Annotated in this window: 18 protein-coding genes; 10 read left to right on the top strand and 8 right to left on the bottom strand. The window is 69.9% G+C overall.

The features are described 5' to 3' along the window. Nucleotides 1-1,572, bottom strand: coding sequence for an L-aspartate oxidase (locus A5767_RS11775; RefSeq protein ID WP_039585209.1), 1,572 nt, complete (start codon nucleotides 1,570-1,572; stop codon nucleotides 1-3). Then, nucleotides 1,569-2,600: a quinolinate synthase NadA gene (gene nadA / locus A5767_RS11780; RefSeq protein WP_019289717.1), complete on the bottom strand. Its 1,032-nt coding sequence runs from the start codon at nucleotides 2,598-2,600 to the stop codon at nucleotides 1,569-1,571. The genes A5767_RS11775 and nadA overlap by 4 nt, the downstream gene beginning before the upstream one ends. An 82-nt stretch (nucleotides 2,601-2,682) precedes the next feature. On the opposite strand from nadA, the gene A5767_RS11785 reads away from it, so the two are divergent. Beyond that, entirely contained in the window at nucleotides 2,683-3,393 is a 711-nt protein-coding gene (locus tag A5767_RS11785; protein WP_064852373.1) for an NUDIX hydrolase, read from the top strand. Nucleotides 3,394-3,408: 15 nt separating this feature from the next. Here the strand turns inward: A5767_RS11785 and A5767_RS23355 are convergent, their stop codons facing one another. Together A5767_RS23355 and A5767_RS11790 are read right to left on the bottom strand one after the other, a co-directional pair. Then, nucleotides 3,409-3,549: a hypothetical protein gene (locus A5767_RS23355; RefSeq protein ID WP_006554085.1), complete on the bottom strand. Its 141-nt coding sequence runs from the start codon at nucleotides 3,547-3,549 to the stop codon at nucleotides 3,409-3,411. Nucleotides 3,550-3,611: 62 nt separating this feature from the next. Further along, on the bottom strand, nucleotides 3,612-4,241 hold the full coding sequence (locus A5767_RS11790; protein WP_039585206.1) for a TetR/AcrR family transcriptional regulator: 630 nt from the start codon (nucleotides 4,239-4,241) through the stop codon (nucleotides 3,612-3,614). Nucleotides 4,242-4,352: 111 nt separating this feature from the next. Here A5767_RS11790 and A5767_RS11795 point away from each other — a divergent pair, with 111 nt between their 5' ends. The 3 genes from A5767_RS11795 to A5767_RS11805 are packed head-to-tail and all read left to right on the top strand — an operon-like array spanning nucleotide 4,353 to nucleotide 6,527. After that, nucleotides 4,353-5,252, top strand: a complete 900-nt coding sequence (locus A5767_RS11795; protein ID WP_033097691.1) for an SDR family NAD(P)-dependent oxidoreductase — start codon at nucleotides 4,353-4,355, stop codon at nucleotides 5,250-5,252. Nucleotides 5,253-5,297: 45 nt separating this feature from the next. Continuing rightward, nucleotides 5,298-5,945: a maleylpyruvate isomerase family mycothiol-dependent enzyme gene (locus A5767_RS11800; RefSeq protein WP_064852374.1), complete on the top strand. Its 648-nt coding sequence runs from the start codon at nucleotides 5,298-5,300 to the stop codon at nucleotides 5,943-5,945. Nucleotides 5,946-5,960: 15 nt separating this feature from the next. Next, complete coding sequence (locus tag A5767_RS11805; RefSeq protein WP_064852375.1) at nucleotides 5,961-6,527, top strand: DUF488 domain-containing protein; 567 nt, start codon at nucleotides 5,961-5,963, stop codon at nucleotides 6,525-6,527. Between the two features lie 61 nt (nucleotides 6,528-6,588). Here A5767_RS11805 and A5767_RS11810 read toward each other — a convergent pair whose 3' ends face one another. The 3 genes from A5767_RS11810 to bioB all read right to left on the bottom strand — a co-directional run bounded on the left by A5767_RS11810 (nucleotide 6,589) and on the right by bioB (nucleotide 8,425). After that, nucleotides 6,589-7,122: a GNAT family N-acetyltransferase gene (locus A5767_RS11810; RefSeq protein ID WP_006554090.1), complete on the bottom strand. Its 534-nt coding sequence runs from the start codon at nucleotides 7,120-7,122 to the stop codon at nucleotides 6,589-6,591. An 89-nt stretch (nucleotides 7,123-7,211) separates the two neighbouring features. Continuing rightward, nucleotides 7,212-7,412: a biotin synthase auxiliary protein BsaP gene (bsaP, locus tag A5767_RS11815; protein WP_006554091.1), complete on the bottom strand. Its 201-nt coding sequence runs from the start codon at nucleotides 7,410-7,412 to the stop codon at nucleotides 7,212-7,214. Further along, nucleotides 7,412-8,425, bottom strand: a complete 1,014-nt coding sequence (gene bioB / locus A5767_RS11820; RefSeq protein WP_019289721.1) for a biotin synthase BioB — start codon at nucleotides 8,423-8,425, stop codon at nucleotides 7,412-7,414. The genes bsaP and bioB overlap by 1 nt, the downstream gene beginning before the upstream one ends. Before the next feature lie 161 nt (nucleotides 8,426-8,586). Between bioB and A5767_RS11825 the strand changes: the two genes are divergently transcribed. From A5767_RS11825 to A5767_RS11850, 6 genes are read left to right on the top strand one after another with little or no spacing between them, the layout of a single operon-like run. Continuing rightward, the gene (locus A5767_RS11825) at nucleotides 8,587-9,213 is read left to right on the top strand and encodes a TetR/AcrR family transcriptional regulator C-terminal domain-containing protein (protein ID WP_006554093.1); all 627 of its coding nucleotides are present in this window, start codon (nucleotides 8,587-8,589) and stop codon (nucleotides 9,211-9,213) included. Nucleotides 9,214-9,255: 42 nt separating this feature from the next. Continuing rightward, entirely contained in the window at nucleotides 9,256-10,545 is a 1,290-nt protein-coding gene (locus A5767_RS11830) for an SWIM zinc finger family protein (protein ID WP_064852376.1), read from the top strand. After that, entirely contained in the window at nucleotides 10,542-11,942 is a 1,401-nt protein-coding gene (locus tag A5767_RS11835) for a DUF5691 domain-containing protein (protein WP_064852377.1), read from the top strand. The genes A5767_RS11830 and A5767_RS11835 overlap by 4 nt, the downstream gene beginning before the upstream one ends. A 47-nt stretch (nucleotides 11,943-11,989) precedes the next feature. Next, a complete protein-coding gene (locus A5767_RS11840) occupies nucleotides 11,990-13,108 on the top strand; it encodes an ATP-binding protein (protein WP_033097689.1) in 1,119 nt (372 codons plus the stop codon). Next, nucleotides 13,105-15,306: a DUF5682 family protein gene (locus A5767_RS11845; RefSeq protein ID WP_033097628.1), complete on the top strand. Its 2,202-nt coding sequence runs from the start codon at nucleotides 13,105-13,107 to the stop codon at nucleotides 15,304-15,306. The genes A5767_RS11840 and A5767_RS11845 overlap by 4 nt, the downstream gene beginning before the upstream one ends. Continuing rightward, nucleotides 15,303-16,460, top strand: coding sequence for a VWA domain-containing protein (locus A5767_RS11850; protein WP_033097627.1), 1,158 nt, complete (start codon nucleotides 15,303-15,305; stop codon nucleotides 16,458-16,460). The genes A5767_RS11845 and A5767_RS11850 overlap by 4 nt, the downstream gene beginning before the upstream one ends. Nucleotides 16,461-16,496: 36 nt before the next feature. Here A5767_RS11850 and A5767_RS11855 read toward each other — a convergent pair whose 3' ends face one another. Next, a complete protein-coding gene (locus A5767_RS11855; protein ID WP_231913177.1) occupies nucleotides 16,497-18,101 on the bottom strand; it encodes an MFS transporter in 1,605 nt (534 codons plus the stop codon). Between the last annotated feature and the right edge of the window lie 69 nt (nucleotides 18,102-18,170).

An 18,170-nucleotide genomic window follows, 5' to 3' on the forward strand; every position in this document is an offset into this window, starting at 1 on the left:
TCAGTTGACTCCTGTCAGTTCCGGTGTGGTGAAGGACAACTCGCCGTCATCGTCGATGCGCAGTTCGAGGCTGCGTGCCTGCGTCGGGTCGGTGTCCGGACGGTCGCTGCGGGTGTGGCATCCCCGCGATTCGGTGCGGCGCTGCGCCGCGAGCAGCAGGGCCCGCGCGGTGACGGTGAGGGCCGAGTCCTCGAGCCGATCGGCGTCGGTACAGCTTGCAGCGACGCTCATCCTGTCGAGTTCGACTGCGGCAGCGGCCAGTCCGTTCGCGTCGCGCACGACCAGCGCGTGCCGGGTCATGAGCTGCTGCAGCACCGTCCGATCACAGACGGGCGGGGCGACGGCGGGAATGCCGTCGGTCTCGACACGCGTTCCGGCCCGTTCGATCGCCGCGGCCATCCCCGCGCGCTCGCCGAGGACGAGCCCTTCGAGAAGGCTGTTGGAGGCGAGCCGGTTCGCGCCGTGCAGGCCGGTACGTGCCACCTCACCGGCCGCGTACAGACCGGGAATGCGGGTGCGGCCGTGCACATCGGTGACGACACCGCCGCACGAATAGTGCGCGGCGGGAGCGACCGGCAGCAGATCACGGGCCGGATCGAGACCGGCGTCGGCACACATCGCCGTGATGGTCGGAAAACGCGTGGCAAAGCCGTCGAGGTGACGGGCGTCGAGGTACACGTGATCCTCACCGAGTGCAGTGAGTCGCTCGGCGATGGCCCGCGAGACGACGTCGCGGGGTGCGAGGTCGCCGAGCGGATGCACACCCTCGGTGATCGATCGGCCGCGGGAGTCGACCAATCGTGCTCCCTCCCCGCGCACTGCTTCGCTGATGAGCGGCCGACGTCCGGTGCCGCCTTCCGCGAACAGCACGGTCGGGTGGAACTGGACGAATTCGAGGTCGGCGACACCGGCGCCGGCGGCCAGGGCCAGCGCGATGCCGTCGGCCGTGGCGCCGGGCGGATTCGTGCTGCACGCGTACAGCTGCCCGAGGCCACCGGTCGCGAGCAACACGGCCGGGGCGTGGACGACGCCGTACCCGCGCTCGTCGAGGACGAGCAGTCCGGTGACACCCCGCGCGTCGGTGAGGACCCGGGCGGCAGCGGCGCCGAACAGGACGGGCAAGCCCGCCTCGCCGAGGGCGCGCTGAACTTCGGCGCCGGTCGCGTCGCCACCGGCGTGAATGATGCGGCGGGTGCTGTGCCCACCCTCGCGGGTGCGGGCGATGTCGCCGTCTCCGGCGGTGTCGAACACCGCGCCGAGATCGCGCAGAGCGGTGACGGCATCGGGGCCGGCGGTGACGATCGAGCGCACCGCGTCCTCGTCGCACAGTCCCCCGCCCGCCGCGAGGGTGTCGGCGACGTGGGCGTCGACGCTGTCGCCCACCGGCGCCACCACGGCGATACCGCCCTGGGCGTACTGGGTGGCCGTGTCGGTGGGGCCCCCTTTGCTCACCGTGAGCACCCGCGCGCCGCGCCGGGAGGCGGCGCGCGCGGCCGTGAGACCGGCGACGCCACCCCCGACGACCACCAGGTCGGCGTGGTCCTCCCACGCGACCGTGATGGCGGTGGTCACTCGCCGCTGCCCGGGTTGCCGATGGCGATCATGCGCTGCACCGACAGGCGGGCCCGCTCGGCGACGTCGGCTGCGACGTGGACCTCGTCGCGTCCCTCCTGCAGGCAGCGCAGCAGCGCGGCGGGCGTGATCATCTTCATGTAGGGGCACGACGCCCGGTCGTTGACCGCCTGGAAGTCGATGCCGGGCGCGGCCTTGCGGAGCTGGTGCAGCATGCCGACCTCGGTGGCGACGAGGACCTGCTTCGCGCCGGTCTCCCGGGCGGCGTCGATCATCCCGCCGGTGGACAGGATTCTGACCTTGTCGTCGGGCACGAAGCCCTCCCCGGCGAGATACAGCGCCGAGGTGGCGCAACCGCACTCGGGGTGGACGAACAGGTCGGCGTCGGGGTGCGCCTTGGCCTGCGCGGCGAGCTCGTCGCCGTTGATGCCGGCGTGCACGTGGCACTCCCCGGCCCAGATGTGCATGTTCTCGCGACCGGTGACGCGCTTGACATGGGCGCCGAGGAACTGGTCGGGCAGGAACAGCACCTCGCGGTCGGGGTCGATGGACGCGACGACGTCGACGGCGTTCGAGGACGTGCAGCAGATGTCGGTCAGGCCTTTGACCTCGGCGGTGGTGTTGACGTACGAGACCACCACGGCGTCGGGGTGGTCGGCCTTCCACTCGCGCAGCTGGTCGGCGGTGATCGAGTCGGCGAGCGAGCAGCCGGCGCGCTCGTCGGGGATGAGCACCGTCTTGTTCGGGCTGAGGATCTTCGCGGTCTCGGCCATGAAGTGCACGCCGCAGAAGACGATGGTGTCCTCCTCGGCCTCGGCGGCGATACGCGAGAGCGCGAGCGAGTCGCCGACGTGGTCGGCGACGTCCTGGATCGCGGGAAGCTGGTAGTTGTGCGCGAGCAGCGTGGCGTTGCGCTCACGGGCCAACCGGCGGACCTCCTCGGCCCACTCCGGCGTCGCCTCGACGCCCGTGTATCCGCCGGGGCCGTCGACGATGGTGGCGGCTCCCGCCCACTCGGTCGTGGTCATGGCCTAGCTCCTTCGAGGGTGTCATCCCGGCGGGTTCTACCGGAATTGCCGTATTCGAGGTTTTCGACTTAGGATCGAAAACATGACACATGGTAACACCCGCCACGAAGTGCTCATCGCCGTGTTCCAGGTTCGCCGCTTCCCGGACGCCTCGGGAGCCCTCCGCGAGGAGCCCGAACTCGGGGTGCTGCTGTGGCAGCGGGCCCTCGATCCGCAGGCCGGCACGTGGTCGCTCCCCGGCGGCCAACTACGCAACGACGAGGACCTCACGACGTCGGCGAGGCGGCAACTGGCGGAGAAGGTCGACGTCCGCAAGGTCGCGCACCTCGAACAGCTGTCGGTCTTCTCCGACCCGGATCGGGTGCCGGGACCGCGCACGATCGCGTCGACCTATCTCGGTCTGATCCCCCTCACCTCGGATCCCCAGCTGCCGTCCGATACGGCCTGGCATCCGGTCTCGGACCTTCCCGCGATGTCCTTCGACCACGGGGTGATGGTGGCGAACGCCCATGCGCGCCTTGCCGCGAAGCTGTCGTACACGAACATCGCATTCGGCCTCGCACCGGCGGAGTTCTCGATGTCCACGCTGCGCGACATCTATTGCGCTGCATTGGGTTACGAGGTGGATGCCACCAATCTCCAACGGGTGCTGGCGCGCCGGAACGTGCTCACCCGCACCGGCAACACCGCACCGTCCGGCAAAGCGGGAGGTCGCCCCCCGGCGCTCTACCGCTTCACCGATTCCAGGCTGCGCGTGACGGACGAATTCGCCGCCCTGCGACCGCCGGTGTGAACCTCCCGGAGGAGATCAGAAAGGCCGTCCCATGATGACCTCGAGCAACTGCAGCGGCATCGTCAGGAAGGCCGACCCGACGAACAGCGCCGAGCGCAGCGGGTCGCCCGCCAGATAACCTTCGCGGATCCATTCCAGAACATCGACCGAACCCATGCTGCCCCTCCCCTGATCGTCATGTGATTCCGACGTGTGTGTCGGACAAGAGGAGTCGTACGTTACAGATCGGCGGACCGGTCGCCCTCGGACGGACGCGTCAGGCCGGAGAGAACGGTCTCGACCAGAGTGCGGACATAGCCGTCCGACGGGGGCTCGCCGGCGGTCGACCACTTCTGAGCGACAGGCGCGAACAACATGTCCACGGCGACATCGAGATCGAGGTCGTCCGGCAGTTGCCCCGCACTCTGCGCGGCCCGGAGCCTGGCCTTCTTCATCTCCCGCATCGGCGCGTCGAGGCGGTGTTCGTATTCCGCTGCGAGTTCGGGGTCTTCGAGTACCGCCACGGTCAACGCTCGCAGGGGGACGGCGAACGTCGGATCACGCAGCTCCGCCACGGTGGCCTGCAGCACCGCGACGAGGTCCGCGCGGAGGTCGCCGGTGTCGGGCAGCGCGGCCTCGTCTCCGGCATCGCCCTGCGTGTGTGCCAGATACGCGTCGAGGAGCACGGCTCCCTTCGACGGCCACCAGCGATAGATCGTCTGCTTTCCCACGCCGGCCCGGGCGGCGATCGCCTCGATACCGAGTTTCGAGTAGCCGACCTCGGCGACCAGGCCGAAAGCGGCATCGAGGATCGCTTTCCGCGAGGCGGGGTTCCGCCGGGAGTGTCCGGTTTCGGGGCGTGGGGGCATGGGACGACGATATCTCATCGAGACGAGACGTTGCGTCTTGACAGGCGCCCTCCGGAGGGTCATCCTCGAATGAACGAGACGGACCGTCTCGTCTCACTCAGGAGATATGCATTGAAGGCCCAACCGACGACCGCGTCCCCCACCACCCCCGGCGTCCGTCCCCGCACCTGGTTGATCACCGGCGCGAGCCGCGGCCTGGGCAGGGAGTTCGCCCGTGCGGCGCTGTCGAGAGGCGACAACGTCGTGGCCGTCTCCCGATCGATCGAATCGGCCGATCTCCCCCGGGATCCGGAACGTCTCCTCCGACTCCCGGCCGACGTCACCGACCGCACGGCGGTGTTCGCCGCTTTCGACACCGCCCGCGAGCATTTCGGAGGCCTCGACATCGTCGTCGACAACGCGGGCACCATGGCCTACGGATTCGTCGAGGAGTTCACCGAGGAGCAGGCGCGTGCACAGTTCGAGACGAACTTCTTCGGAGCGATGTGGGTCAGCCAGGCCGCCATGGCGGCCTTCCGGAGCCGAGGGCGCGGGCATCTCGTGCAGATCTCGAGCATCGGGGGCGTACTGAGCGGGCCCGGCACAGGGCTGTACAGCGCGAGCAAGTTCGCCCTCGAAGGACTCAGTGAAGCCCTGGCTCTCGAGGCCGCGCATTTCGGCATCGACGTCACGATCGTCGAGCCGGGCGGCTACTGGACCGACCTCTATACCACCATGACGGTGAGCGCTCCGCGATCGGACTACGACTCGCTGCGAGCCGAGATCGAAAAGCAGAGCGCGTCCACGAGCATCGACAGCCACCCCGCCCTGGCCGCGCGGGCACTGCTCGAGGTCGTCGATGCCGACCGACCGCCGCGACGCATCGTCCTGGGCAGCGCCGTCCTGGATGCGGCCGTGGCCGCCACCCGGGAGAAGATTGCCACCTGGCTCGAGTGGGAGTCGGTGAGCCGTGCCGCGGAGGACGCCGTACCGGCACCGGAATCCTCGGGTGGGGCACGATCCGCGATCTAGAATGGGTGGATCGTGTGTCGGGCGGAGCACAGGTCGGGTGATCCCATGAACGTCGACGACATCTGGAACGCGATCGACGAGCAGCGCGTACGCACCGCCGATCTGCTGGAGCAACTGACCGACGACGAGTGGAGCCGGCCGTCGCTGTGCGAGGGCTGGACCGTGCGCGACGTCGCGGCCCACCTCACGCTACAGCAGCTCACCGTGGTCGACCTCGTTCGGATGGCGCTGCGTCATCCCGGTGGCGTGAACACGATCATCCGTGAGTCCTCCCGGCACCGCGCCCGACAGCCGACGGCCGAGTTGATCGCCGATCTCCGGGGAATGATCGGCTCCCGCCGGCACAATGTGGGCATCACCCCGCTCGAGACGATGGTCGATCTGCTCGTCCACGGCCAGGACATCGCGATACCCCTGCATCGCGACCTGCCGATGCCGCCGGACGCCGCAACAGCGGGCGCCACTCGGTTGTGGTCCACCCGCGGCACCGGGAAGGCCCGTGTCTTCGCCGACCTCCCGCTCGACGGATTCCGTCTCACCGCAACCGATGCCGAGTGGTCCTCCGGTTCCGGACCCGAGGTGCGGGGACCGATCTCCGCGATCCTGCTGCTGCTCTCGGGCCGTCGCGCGGGGTTGTCCCGATTGGAGGGCGACGGCGCCGGGGAACTGCGCCGCCGGCTGGCGCACGCGTGATGGCACGATGGAGGCATGAGTGCCGACACCCGCGTCCTGTGGACCATCGGCCACTGGACGTGTTCGCAGTCCGTCCTGCTCGACACGCTGACCTCGGCCGACATCGAACTCGTCGTCGACGTGCGGAAGATGCCCGGTTCGCGCCGCAGCCCGCAGTTCGACGCCGACGAGATGCCCTCCTGGCTCGACAGCGCCGGGATCGGCTATCTGCACCTCACCGAACTCGGTGGCAGGCGGCCGAAGCAGAAGGGCATCGATCCGGCCGTCAACGCGGGCTGGAAGAACGCGAGTTTCAAGAACTACGCCGATTACACCCTCACCGACGACTTCGAGGCCGGATTGGAGCGCCTTACCGAACTGGCCGAGCATCGGCACGTCGCGATCATGTGCGGCGAGCCGATGCCGTGGCGCTGTCACCGACTGTTGATCGCGAACACCCTCGCCGCACGGGGATGGACCGTCGTGCATCTCGTCAACAACGCGAAGCCGCGACAGCACGAACTGGGGCAGTGGGGCGCGACGCCGTCGGTGGGTTCCGACGGGATCGTGACCTATCCTGCCGAAGAACGTGAGCTCCCGTAGCGTTCCGAGCCTCGCAGAGGCCCGCGTGCTCGCCCCGCCCGGGAGACAGCGACAACACGCATCATCCGAGATCCCGTGAGTAGTGCACGGCGAGGGCTTCCGCCCCCGACGGAGTGACGGTCCGGGTTCGGTCACCGCGGATGTAACCACACCGCTCGAGGACGCGCTGTGATGCTTCGTTCTCGGGGAGGGTGCGCGCGGTCAGGCGAAGTAAACCGCTGCGCCGCGCGAGCTCGGCCGCAAGTTCGAGTGCATCGGCAGCGAGCCCTTTCCCACGACCGTGCGGATGCAACCAGAATCCGACTTCTGCCTCCTCGTCGGCGATGTCGAACAACACCAGGCTGCCGGCAAAGCGATCGGTCTCCGGATCGGCGATCGTCAGTACGGCCAGATCTCCGCGCTCCAGCCCGTGCCGAATCTCGCCGTCTATCAACGCTGCGACGGACGCTTCCGTATACGCCGGTTCGGGCAGGTGCGCGTACCGGCGCACGAGTGGATCTGCCGTCCCGGCGGCGTAGGCGGCCGCGTCGTCGCCGATCATCGCCCGCAGCTGTGCTCGGTCGTTGCGTAACGGCAGCAGTCGAGTATTCAGCATGCACACGAAGTTACATCGTTCGGTCGCCGTAACTTTCGCGAATCGGTCGCACAGTCGGCCCGGCACGATCCGAGACGCGCCACGGTAGGTCAGCGTTGTTCGCTCATCACCGAGTCGACGGTCCCGTGGCGCGAGCACCGTGCCCACCACCCGTCCGGCGCGATCTGGACGATCATCCGGCGACCGCACTGCGCGCAGAAGCGCGGCGGTTCGAGCCCGAGTTGCACTGCTGTGGAACGGGTTCGGATCGTCCCGTCGACGATCGCTTCGCCGGTGAACGGATCGAACATCAGATCGTCTCGCCGAGGGCCTTGATCGGCATCTTGAGTTCGCCGAGCAGATCGAGGTCGGTCTCTGCCGGTCGGCCGAGCGTGGTGAGGTAGTTGCCGACGATGACGGCGTTGATCCCGCCGAGGATCCCCTTCTGCGCGCCGAGGTCGCCGAGCGTGATCTCGCGGCCACCGGCGAACCGGAGGATGGTGCGCGGCAACGCCAATCGGAAGGCCGCCACCGCCTTGAGCGCCTCGGTGGCGGGCAGCACCTCGAGATCGCCGAAAGGGGTGCCGGGGCGCGGATTGAGGAAGTTCAGCGGTACCTCGTCGGGTTCGAGCGCCGCGAGGTCGGCTGCGAATTCGGCTCGCTGCTCGACGGTTTCACCCATTCCGAGGATGCCTCCGCAGCACACCTCCATACCCGCCTCGCGGACCATGCGCAGCGTCTCGAAGCGCTCCTCCCAGGTGTGGGTGGTGACGACATTCGGGAAGTGCGAGCGGGCGGTCTCGAGGTTGTGGTTGTAGCGGTGCACACCCATCGCGACGAGTCGGTCGACCTGTTCCTGGGTGAGCATGCCGAGCGAGCACGCGATCTGGATGTCGACCTCGTTGCGGATCGCCTCGATACCGGCCGCGACCTGCGCGAGGAGGCGTTCGTCGGGTCCGCGTACGGCCGCGACGATGCAGAACTCGGTCGCCCCGGTCTTGGCGGTCTGCTTCGCGGCCTCGACGAGCGACGGGATGTCGAGCCGGGCGGCCCGCACCGGGGAGGCGAACAGGCCGGACTGCGAGCAGAAGTGGCAGTCCTCTGGGCAGCCACCGGTCTTGAGGCTGATGATCCCCTCGACCTCCACCTCCGGTCCGCACCACGCCATGCGCACGTCGTGGGCGACCGCCAGCAGGTCGTCGATGCGATCGTCCGGCAGCTGCAGGACCTCGAGGGTCTGGTCGCGGTCGAAACCGATGCCGCGACGGAGCACCTGGTCGCGAGCGATGTCGAGGATGTCGGTGCGGGCGGGCGCCTGGGTCACTGCCGTCTCCTGGGGTGGCGAGAACTTGAACATCGTTCAATTGAACAGCGTTCAGGTTAGGGCGAAGCGTCCGATAGTGTCAAAGGCACGAATCCTTCGGTTCGGATCCCCGGTGGCGCGGTACCGCCGCGGGCAGCAGGAGAAGCGGGAGCAGAAGAGCAGTGCAGTTGCGACGCGGCGACGTCCTCGACGGCGCCATGGCGATCCTCGACGAGTACGGGCTCGGCGACCTGACGATGCGCAAGCTCGCGTCGTCGCTCGGCGTCCAGCCCGGCGCGTTGTACTGGCACTTCCCGAACAAGCAGACCCTGCTCGGCGCCATGGCGGACCGCATCCTCGATGGTGTCGACGAGCCGCCCGCGAGCGATGCCTGGGACGACGCCCTCTCCGAGCTGGCGCACCGTTTCCGCGCCGCGCTGCTCGCCCATCGCGACGGCGCCGAACTCGTCGCCTCGAGCTACGCCTCCCGGCTGACCACTTCCCGGGCCCGCGACGCCTTCGTGGCCACCGCCGAACGTGCGGGTCTGTCCCGGGCGTACGCCGAACTGACCGGCTACGCGCTGCTGCACTACGTGCTCGGCCACACCGTCGACGAGCAGTCCCGCGCGCAACTCGAGCAACTCGGTGCGCTCACGCGCGCACCTCTCTCCCCCGATGTCGCGACCGAACAGCCGGCCGAGGCCGACGACGACCTGCTCGACGGCGACCCCGCCGTCCGGTTCGAATTCGGTCTGCGGTTGTTCGTCGACGGCATCCGCGCACGTCTGGAGACCCGTGCGACATCCTGATCCCGCCGTTCCTGTCGGACCCGTCTCCTACCTTCGACGCTCGTGACCGCCCCCTGGACCCTCCAGCAGATCAACGCCGTCGCGCCCGATCCGTCCTCGATGACGGCTGCGCGCGGCGTCGCCTCCGCATGGCTCGAGACCGGTCACGACACCACCGCCCTGTGGGGACTGTGCCGCGGACGCGGCACCACGCCGTACCGTACGGCGATCGACCCGAGCGCTCCCGCCTACGCGTGCACGTGCCCGAGCCGGAAGCTGCCCTGCAAGCACGCCCTGTCACTGCTCGTGCGCTGGTCCGAGGGTGCCGTGCCGGCCGCGCAGGCGCCCGACTTCGTGACCGGATGGCTCGCCGCCCGCATCGCGTCCACCACACTTCCCGCACCGGCGGACGAGCCGGTCAAGGCGCCCGACCCTGCGACCGCCCGGCGTCGCGCCGAGCGGGTCGCGGCAGGACTCGACGACCTCGACCGCTGGCTCACCGACCGCATCCGGCACGGCCTCGGGGCGGTGGATCACGGCTACGACATCTACGAGGCGATCGCTGCCCGCATGGTGGATGCCCAGGCTCCCGGCGCGGCGTCGGCACTGCGCGCTCTGGCCGCCGTCGTGAACGACGAAACCGATTGGCCCGCCAGGCTGCTCGAAGAGTATGCGCGCCTGCACCTCATGGCCGTGGCGTACCGGCAGCGCGACGAGCTGCCGAGGCCGCTCCTGCGTGCGCTGCAGACCCATCTCGGTTTCGGCACCCGCAGCGAGGAGGTCCGCGCCGAACCGGCTGTGCGCGACCGCTGGCAGGTCCTCGCCGTGCGCGTCACCGAGGAGAGCCGGATGTTCGCCCGCAAGACGTGGCTTCGGGGGAGGTCGAGCGGACGCTGGGCGATCCTGCTCGACTTCGCTCATGGCACAGCGCGTTTCGCCACGCCCCTCCCCTTCCCCGGTTCGCTGGTCGACGCCGATCTGCACTTCTACCCCGGCGCGGCCCCACTGCGAGCCGTACTCGGCCGGCAGCACGGGGAGACGGAGCCGTTCACGACCCTGCCCGCCACCGGACTCGACGCCGCGCTGGACGAATACGCCCGCATGCGCGGAGCAGATCCGTGGTTGCGCACCTGGCCCGTCCTGCTCGACGCGGTCACTCCCACCGACAGCGAGGACGGCTGGTACGTCGTCGACCCGTCCGGACGGGCACTGCCGCTGGCCGGTGACGACGACAGCCGCTGGCGGCTGCACGCCGTCGCGGGAGGCCGTCCCGTGACGGTCTGCGGCGACTGGGACGGAACCGCTCTCACTCCCGTCTCACTGTTCACCGGAGGACAGGTGATGACCTGGTGACCGCCTTGCCCGAATCGCTGACGGCCGCAGCACTTCTCGGAACGGCACGCTCCGCCCCGGAGTTCGGCGCGCTGCACACGGCCGGTGCCGCGGGCGAACTCGCCGGAGACCCCGCCGCGACACTGCTCGCCGCTGCCGCCCTGGAGGCGACCTTCCTCACCGCCGCGACCGTGCCGGTGATCCGCGAGCTGCCGTCGCCGGCCCCGGACGACGACCGTCCCGTCCTGCCCGGCGCGGCTGCCGAACGCCTGCGCGCGCTGCTCGCCGTCCGCTCCCCGCTACTCGACGAATGGTTCGAGGTGGCGGCCCGGCTCCGCGCGTCGCACGACATCGTGGTCGACCTGTTGATCGTCGCGACCACCGACGCGGTGCACCGCGACCGGCTGATCGCTCTCACCGGCGCCCGCGGGCGCTGGGTGGCCGCGCGCCACCCGGAATGGGCCGATCTGCTGCCACCCGACCCGCTCGACGACACGCCCTGGCACGTCGGTCCGCCCGCCCGGCGACGCCGATGGTTCGAGGTGCTCCGCGCACACGATCCGGCCGCGGCGACAGCCACGCTCGCGGCGTCATGGGGTGCGCAGACCGCCGCCCAGCGGGCCGAGCTCGTCGCCCTGCTCGCGGTCGGTCTCGGCCCGCACGACGAAGACCTGCTCGAGCGCGCCCTCGACGACCGTAGCCGCAAGGTTCGCGCCGTCGCGCTCGACCTTCTTCCCCGCCTCCCCGACTCCGCGTTCGCGCGACGCATGGCCGAACGAGTGCGGCAATGGCTGCTCGTCGACGGCTCGACCGTCACCCTCGCCGTCCCCGAACGGCCGGACGAGAGCGCACTCCGCGACGGTCTCTCCGACGGTCCGGCCCGCGATCTGCTGGTGGCGGCAGTCGCGGCCGCTCCGCTGTCGGTGTGGCGCGAGCACATCGGAGACGGGGTGCTGCCGGAGTTCGACGTCGACGACGCCCTCCGCACGGCACTGACGGACGCGTGGGGCCGCGCGGCGGTCCGGCAACGCGACAGCGGATGGGCCGCGGCGTTGCTGCGACGCGACGGCACCGGCGACACATCGGTCGCCCGGGTCGTACCTCGCGACATCCTGCTCACGCACCTGCGCGAGGCGTCGCCGCCCGCGGTTCTCGACGACGCGTTGCTCGCCGCGCTCCCGGCGCCGTGGCCGCGCGATGTCGCCGAGAAGGTGCTCACCGCGCTGTACACGAAGCTGACGACCACCCGTCTGGTGCGCGACGTCCTGACGCTGCTCGCCCACCGGGCACCGTTCGAGCTGGCCGATCTGCTGGCCGACGCCGCGAACCGCACCGACGATCTCGGTCGCCTGCACCTGTTCGCGAGCGCAGCCGACACCCTGACCCTCCGCAAGACGATCCACGAGGAGCTGAGTTGACCGACTTCGAGTCGACCCCTGCAGTTGTCGGCACCGACGAGGCCGCGATGCCCGAGACGGGCACGTCCGAGACCGCCGGGTCCGGCACCGACCTGCTGCGCCCACACGCCGAGCAGCAGTACGCGCACGAACTCGCGGCGCTCGCGCGACTCGACGACCGGCTGCGCCCGCCGTCGTGGCAACTGTCCCCGTGGGCGGTGGTGACCTATCTGCTCGGCGGCGAACTGCCCGACGGCACCGTGATCACCCCGAAGTACGTCGGTCCGCGCCGGTTGATCGAGGTTGCCGTGGCGACCCTGGCGACCGACCGGGCACTGTTGCTGCTCGGTGTGCCGGGTACCGCGAAGACCTGGGTGTCGGAGCATCTCGCCGCCGCGATCAGCGGTTCGTCGACCCGGCTCGTGCAGGGAACGGCGGGTACGACCGAGGAGTCGGTGCGGTACGGCTGGAACTACGCGCGGTTGCTCGCCGAAGGGCCGAGCGCCGACGCGCTGGTCGCCTCCCCGGTCATGACCGCGATGCGCGACGGCGCCGTGGCACGGATCGAGGAACTCACCCGCATCCCCGCCGACGTGCAGGATGCGCTGATCACCGTCCTGTCGGAGAAGACGCTTCCCGTCCCCGAACTCGGCATCGAGGTGCAGGCGACGAAGGGGTTCAACGTCATCGCCACCGCCAACGACCGCGACCGCGGGGTCAACGACCTGTCGTCCGCGCTGCGTCGACGGTTCAACACCGTCGTGTTGCCGTTGCCGGCGAGCGAGGAGGACGAGGTCTCGATCGTCACCCGCCGCGTCGAACAGCTCGGCACCGCACTCGAACTTCCCACCGTGCCTGCGGCCGCGGAGGAGATCCGCCGCGTCGTCACGGTGTTCCGGGAGTTGCGCAGCGGCGTCACCACCGACGGCCGGACCAAGCTGAAGTCCCCGTCGGGCACGCTGTCCACCGCCGAGGCGATCTCGGTGGTCACGGGCGGCCTGGCGTTGTCGGCGCACTTCGGTGACGGGGTGCTTCGGCCCTCCGACGTTGCGGCCGGAATCCTGGGGTCGGTGGTCAAGGACCCTGTCTCCGATCGGGTGGTCTGGAACGAATATCTCGAGGCCGTCGTCCGAGAACGCGGCGACTGGACCGACTTCTACCGGGCGTGCCGGGAGATCACCGGGTGACCGACGCTCTCTTCGACCGCGCGGATGCGCCCGCGGAGATCCGGGTCTTCGGGATCCGGCACCACGGGCCGGGTTCGGCGCGTGCGGTCCTGCAGGCACTCGCGGAGTTCGAACCCGACACCGTCCTCATCGAGGGTCCGTCGGACGCCGATCCGGTGCTCCCGCTCACCGTGGCCGACGACATGGTGCCGCCGGTGGCATTGCTGGCCTACGCACGCGACGAACCGGCGCGGGCGGCGTTCTGGCCGTTCGCGGCCTTCTCCCCCGAATGGCAGGCCCTGCGCTGGGCGTACCTGCACGATGCCGACGTGCGGTTCTGCGACCTTCCAGCGTCGATGTCGCTCGGCGCGGAGCGCGAGGTCGGCGACCGCGCGACCGACAACCTGCTCGGCATACTCGCCCGCGCCGGCGGATACTCCGACTTCGAGCAGTGGTGGGACGCGGTGGTAGAGCACGGCACCGCACAGGCCTTCGACGAGATCACGGACGCGATGCGCGCGCTGCGCGAGGACGTCGGGATCGACGACCACACCGCGCGACGCGAGGCGCACATGCGGCAGGTGCTGCGCGCGACGGTCAAGGCCGGGGCCCGCGCGATCGCCGTGGTGTGCGGAGCGATGCACGCACCCGCACTGACCGGCCGGCTCGGACCGGCAGCGCCCGACGCGCGCCTGCTCAAGGGCATGCCCAAGGTCAAGACCACCCTCACGTGGGTGCCGTGGAGCCACTCCCGGTTGTCGCTGTCGTCGGGCTACGGCGCCGGCATCACCTCACCCGGCTGGTACCACCACCTGTTCACCCAGCCCGCGGACACGACCGCGCGCTGGTTCACCCGCGTGGCCCGTGTCCTGCGCGAGGAGGATCTACCCGTCTCGAGCGCCCACATCATCGAGGCGACACGTCTCGCCGACACGCTCGCGGCGTTGCGCGGTCGCGCGGTGGCCGGACTCGACGAGGTCGTCGAGGCGACGCGGTCGGTGCTGTGCGACGGCGACGACGTCCTGCTCGGTCTCGTCTCCCGCCGGCTCGTCGTCGGTGAGGCACTCGGTTCCGTCTCCGAGGACACCCCCACCGTCCCGCTCGACACCGACCTGCAGCGGAATGCGAAGTCGTTGCGTCTCAAGCGGTCCGCCGAAGCCAGGCATCTCGATCTGGACCTGCGCCGGGAGATCGACGTCGCCCGGTCGCGACTGCTGCACCGCCTGGCGCTGCTCGGTATCGACTGGGGTAGACCGGCGGAGAGCGAGGTGCGCTCGACCGGCACCTTCCGCGAGACCTGGACGCTGCGGTGGGAACCGGAGTTGTCGGTGGCGATCGTCGAGGCGTCGCGGTGGGGCACGACGGTGGAATCCGCAGCGGGCGCCACAGTGGCCGACCGTGCCACTCGTTCCGGGATCGCGCTCGCCGACCTCACCGAACTGCTCGAACGGGCGTTGCTCGCCGACCTGCGGACCACGATCCCGTCGCTGGTGACGGCGATCGACGCGGCGGCTGCACTCGATCACGATGTGCTGCACCTGATGAGCGCCCTGCCGACCCTCGTGCGCACCGTCCGTTACGGCGATGTGCGGGGCACCGATCTGTCCTCCCTGGAACATGTCTGCGACGCCCTGCTCGCGCGTGTGTGCGCCGGTCTCCCGGCGGCGGTCACCGGTCTCGACCACGACGCCGCCGATGCACTGCGCACCGCGATCGACGACGTGCATCTCGCTCTCGCGCTGCGTGAGGACCCGACCGCGACCGTCCGATGGCTCGACACACTGACGTCGGTGAGCGAGCGTGACGACATCGACGGTCTGCTCGTCGGCCGCACCACCCGGATGCTGCGCGACACCGGCCGACTCGGCGAGTACGAGGCGTCCGTGCGGGTCGCGCGAGCGTTGTCGGTGGGGTCATCGGCACCCGCGAAGGCGCGCTGGATCGACGGGTTCCTCGGCGGGGGCGGACTCCTGCTCGTCCACGACAGCGCACTGTTCGATCTCGTCGACGAGTGGATCAGCGGTCTCACCGACGACGATTTCGTCGACGTCCTGCCCGTCCTCCGGCGCACCTTCGGGTCGTTCGCCTTCGGTGAGCGACGCCTGCTCGGGCAGACGGTGCGGGGCGAACGCACCCGCCGCACGGAGGCACCGCCCGCCGTGGATCGCGGCCGGATCGCCCTGACCGCCACCGCGTCGATCCTGGGAGTGTCGGCATGACAACCGAATCCGGAGACACCGAACGTTTGCGCCGCTGGCGGCTCGCACTCGGCGAGGCCGCCGAGGACTCGACGGGCTCCCTGTCCTCGGCCGACGACAGCGCCATGGACGCCGCGCTCGCCGCGCTGTACGACACCGCGCCCGGCGACGGCACCGCACCGCGCACCGCAGGTCTCGGCGCGTCCGCGCCCCGGGTGGCGCGCTGGCTCGGCGACATCCGCACCTACTTCCCGACATCCGTCGTCCAGGTGATGCAGCGCGACGCGGTGGATCGGCTCGGGTTGACCCGGCTGCTCCTCGAACCCGAGATGCTCGAAGCCGTCGAACCGGACGTGCATCTCGTGGGCACGTTGCTGAGCCTGAACCGCGTGATGCCGGAGACCACCAAGGCGACGGCACGGACGGTCGTCGAGAAGGTCGTGCGCGAGATCGAGGCTCGCATCGCGCAGCACACCCGTGCCGCCGTCACGGGTGCGCTCGACCGGTCGTCGCGGACGTCGAACCCGAAACTCCGCGACATCGACTGGGATCGCACGATCCGCGCGAACCTGGCCCACTACCTGCCGGAGCATCGCACGGTGGTGCCCGAGAAGCTGGTGGGCTACGGGCGCCGCTCCCAGGCGGTGAAACGCGACGTGGTGCTCGCGGTGGACCAGTCCGGGTCGATGGCGTCGAGCGTGGTGTACGCGTCGGTGTTCGCGGCGGTCCTGGCGTCGATGCGGGCACTGCGCACCTCGTTGGTCGTCTTCGACACCGCGGTGGTGGACCTGACCGATAAGCTCGCCGACCCGGTGGACGTGCTGTTCGGCACCCAGCTCGGCGGCGGCACCGACATCAATCGGGCGATCGCCTACAGCAGGTCGCTGATCACGCGCCCGGCCGATTCGCTGTTCGTGCTCATCTCGGATCTGTACGAGGGCGGCATCCGCGCCGAGATGCTCTCGCGCATCCGGGAGATGCTCGCCGCGGGTGTGCAGGTCGTGGTGTTGCTGGCTCTGTCCGACGACGGGGCGCCGTCCTTCGACCGCGACAACGCGGCGGCACTCGCCGAACTCGGAGTTCCTGCCTTCGCGTGCACGCCCGACCGTTTCCCGGAACTGCTCGCCGTCGCGCTCGAGCGGGGTGACGTCGGACGCTGGTCGCAGTCGTTCTGACCGCCTGACCGACCCGAACTGCGTGAGGATCCGGGTTCAGTGGGCCGGTTTTTCCGACGAGTCGACCGCCGCGTCACCGTCCTCCTCGGCGTACCGTTCGAGCAGCGCGATCTCGGCCGAGCGTGAGGGGAACGCAAGGGCCACCAGCGCCGCTCCGACCAGCACGATCGCGATCGCGGCCGTGTAGGCGCGGGTGTCGCCGTCGAGGAAGGCCGACCGCGCGGCCTCGATGATCTGCTGCGCGTACTGCGGATAGTGCTCGGCGATCCCGACGGCACCCGCGAACGACTTCTCCAGCGCGGTCTCGGTCTGCTCGTCGACGGCCGTGGCCTGAGGACTCGCCGCGATCGTCGCGGCGAGGGAGGCCGAGTATCCGGCGGTGAGCAGGGCGCCGAGGATCGACTGGACGATCGCGCCACCGAGATCGCGTTGCAGATCGGCCGTGCCGGAGGCCATCCCGGCACGGGCGACCGGCACCGAGCCGGTGAGCGAATGCGAGGCCGGGGTACCGGCGAGACCGACACCGGCTCCGAGACACATGTATCCGAGGGCGATCACCCAGTAATGCGCGTCCTCGTCCCAGAGCATCAGTGCGACGACGAGTCCGGCCACGATCGCCACGTAACCGGACAGCAGCGTGAAACGGGAGCCGCGCGACCCGACGAGTTTCGCCGACTGCGGCGCCACCAGCACCATCACGAAAGCGGCGGGCAGCGCCGCCGATCCAGCTGCGAGAGTCGAGTAGCCGAGCACGTTCTGCAGGTACTGCTGACTGATGTACATCGTGCCCATCAGGGTGCCGAACACGATGATGCCCGCGACGGCCGCGACCCAGAACACGCGACGCCGGGCGACCCGCAGGTCGAACAGGGGGTTCGCCGCTCGCAGCTGGCGCATGACGAAGAGGATCACCGCGACGAGAGCGATCACGAGAGCGGACACCGCGATGGTCTCCATCCCGTCGACGGGCACGAAGTTGATGCCGAGGACGAGCGAGCCGACCAACACGATCGAGACCACACCGCCGAGATGATCGACCGGATCGGTCGACTCGTTGACGTGGCTGGGCACGAACATCCAGGTCAGGGCGAAAGCGATCAGCGCGAGCGGAATCGTCACCAGGAAAACCGAACCCCAGAAGAACTGTTCGAGCAGGGTGCCGGCGACGAGCGGGCCGAGTGCGGTCAGGCCACCACCGATCGACGACCACAACGCGATCGCGCGCGTGCGGGCTGCGCCCGACCACAGTGCAGTGATCAGGGCCAAGGTGGTGGGGAACGCCAGACCGGCGGAGAGACCGCCGAGCACCCGCGCCGCGAACAGCACCTCGGTGCTCGGCGCGAACCCGGCGACCGCCGAGGCGGGAACCGACAACGCCATGCCGAGCAGCAGCATCGTCTTGCGTCCGTAACGGTCGCCGACGGCACCGAGGTAGAGCACGGACGCGGCGAGACCGACGGAATAGCCGACTGCGACGAGGTTGAGCTGGGTCTGGCTCGCGTCGAACGCCTTCCCGATCTCGGGCAGTGCCACGTTCGCGACGGCGAGGTTCAGGTTCGCCACGGCGGCGACGAGGATCAAGGAGGCCAGCACCGGTTTCGCCCGTGCCGGCCGACCGTCGTCAGGTGGGGTCACTGACACATAGTGCGCGCTCGAGGGGCTGTCCTGCGCGGTTTCCGGCGGGTTTTCACCTTCGGTCACCCCGCCGGG

Origin of the sequence: Rhodococcus sp. 852002-51564_SCH6189132-a (assembly GCF_001665495.1) — a bacterium.
In the GTDB taxonomy this organism is placed as follows: domain Bacteria; phylum Actinomycetota; class Actinomycetes; order Mycobacteriales; family Mycobacteriaceae; genus Rhodococcus; species Rhodococcus pyridinivorans.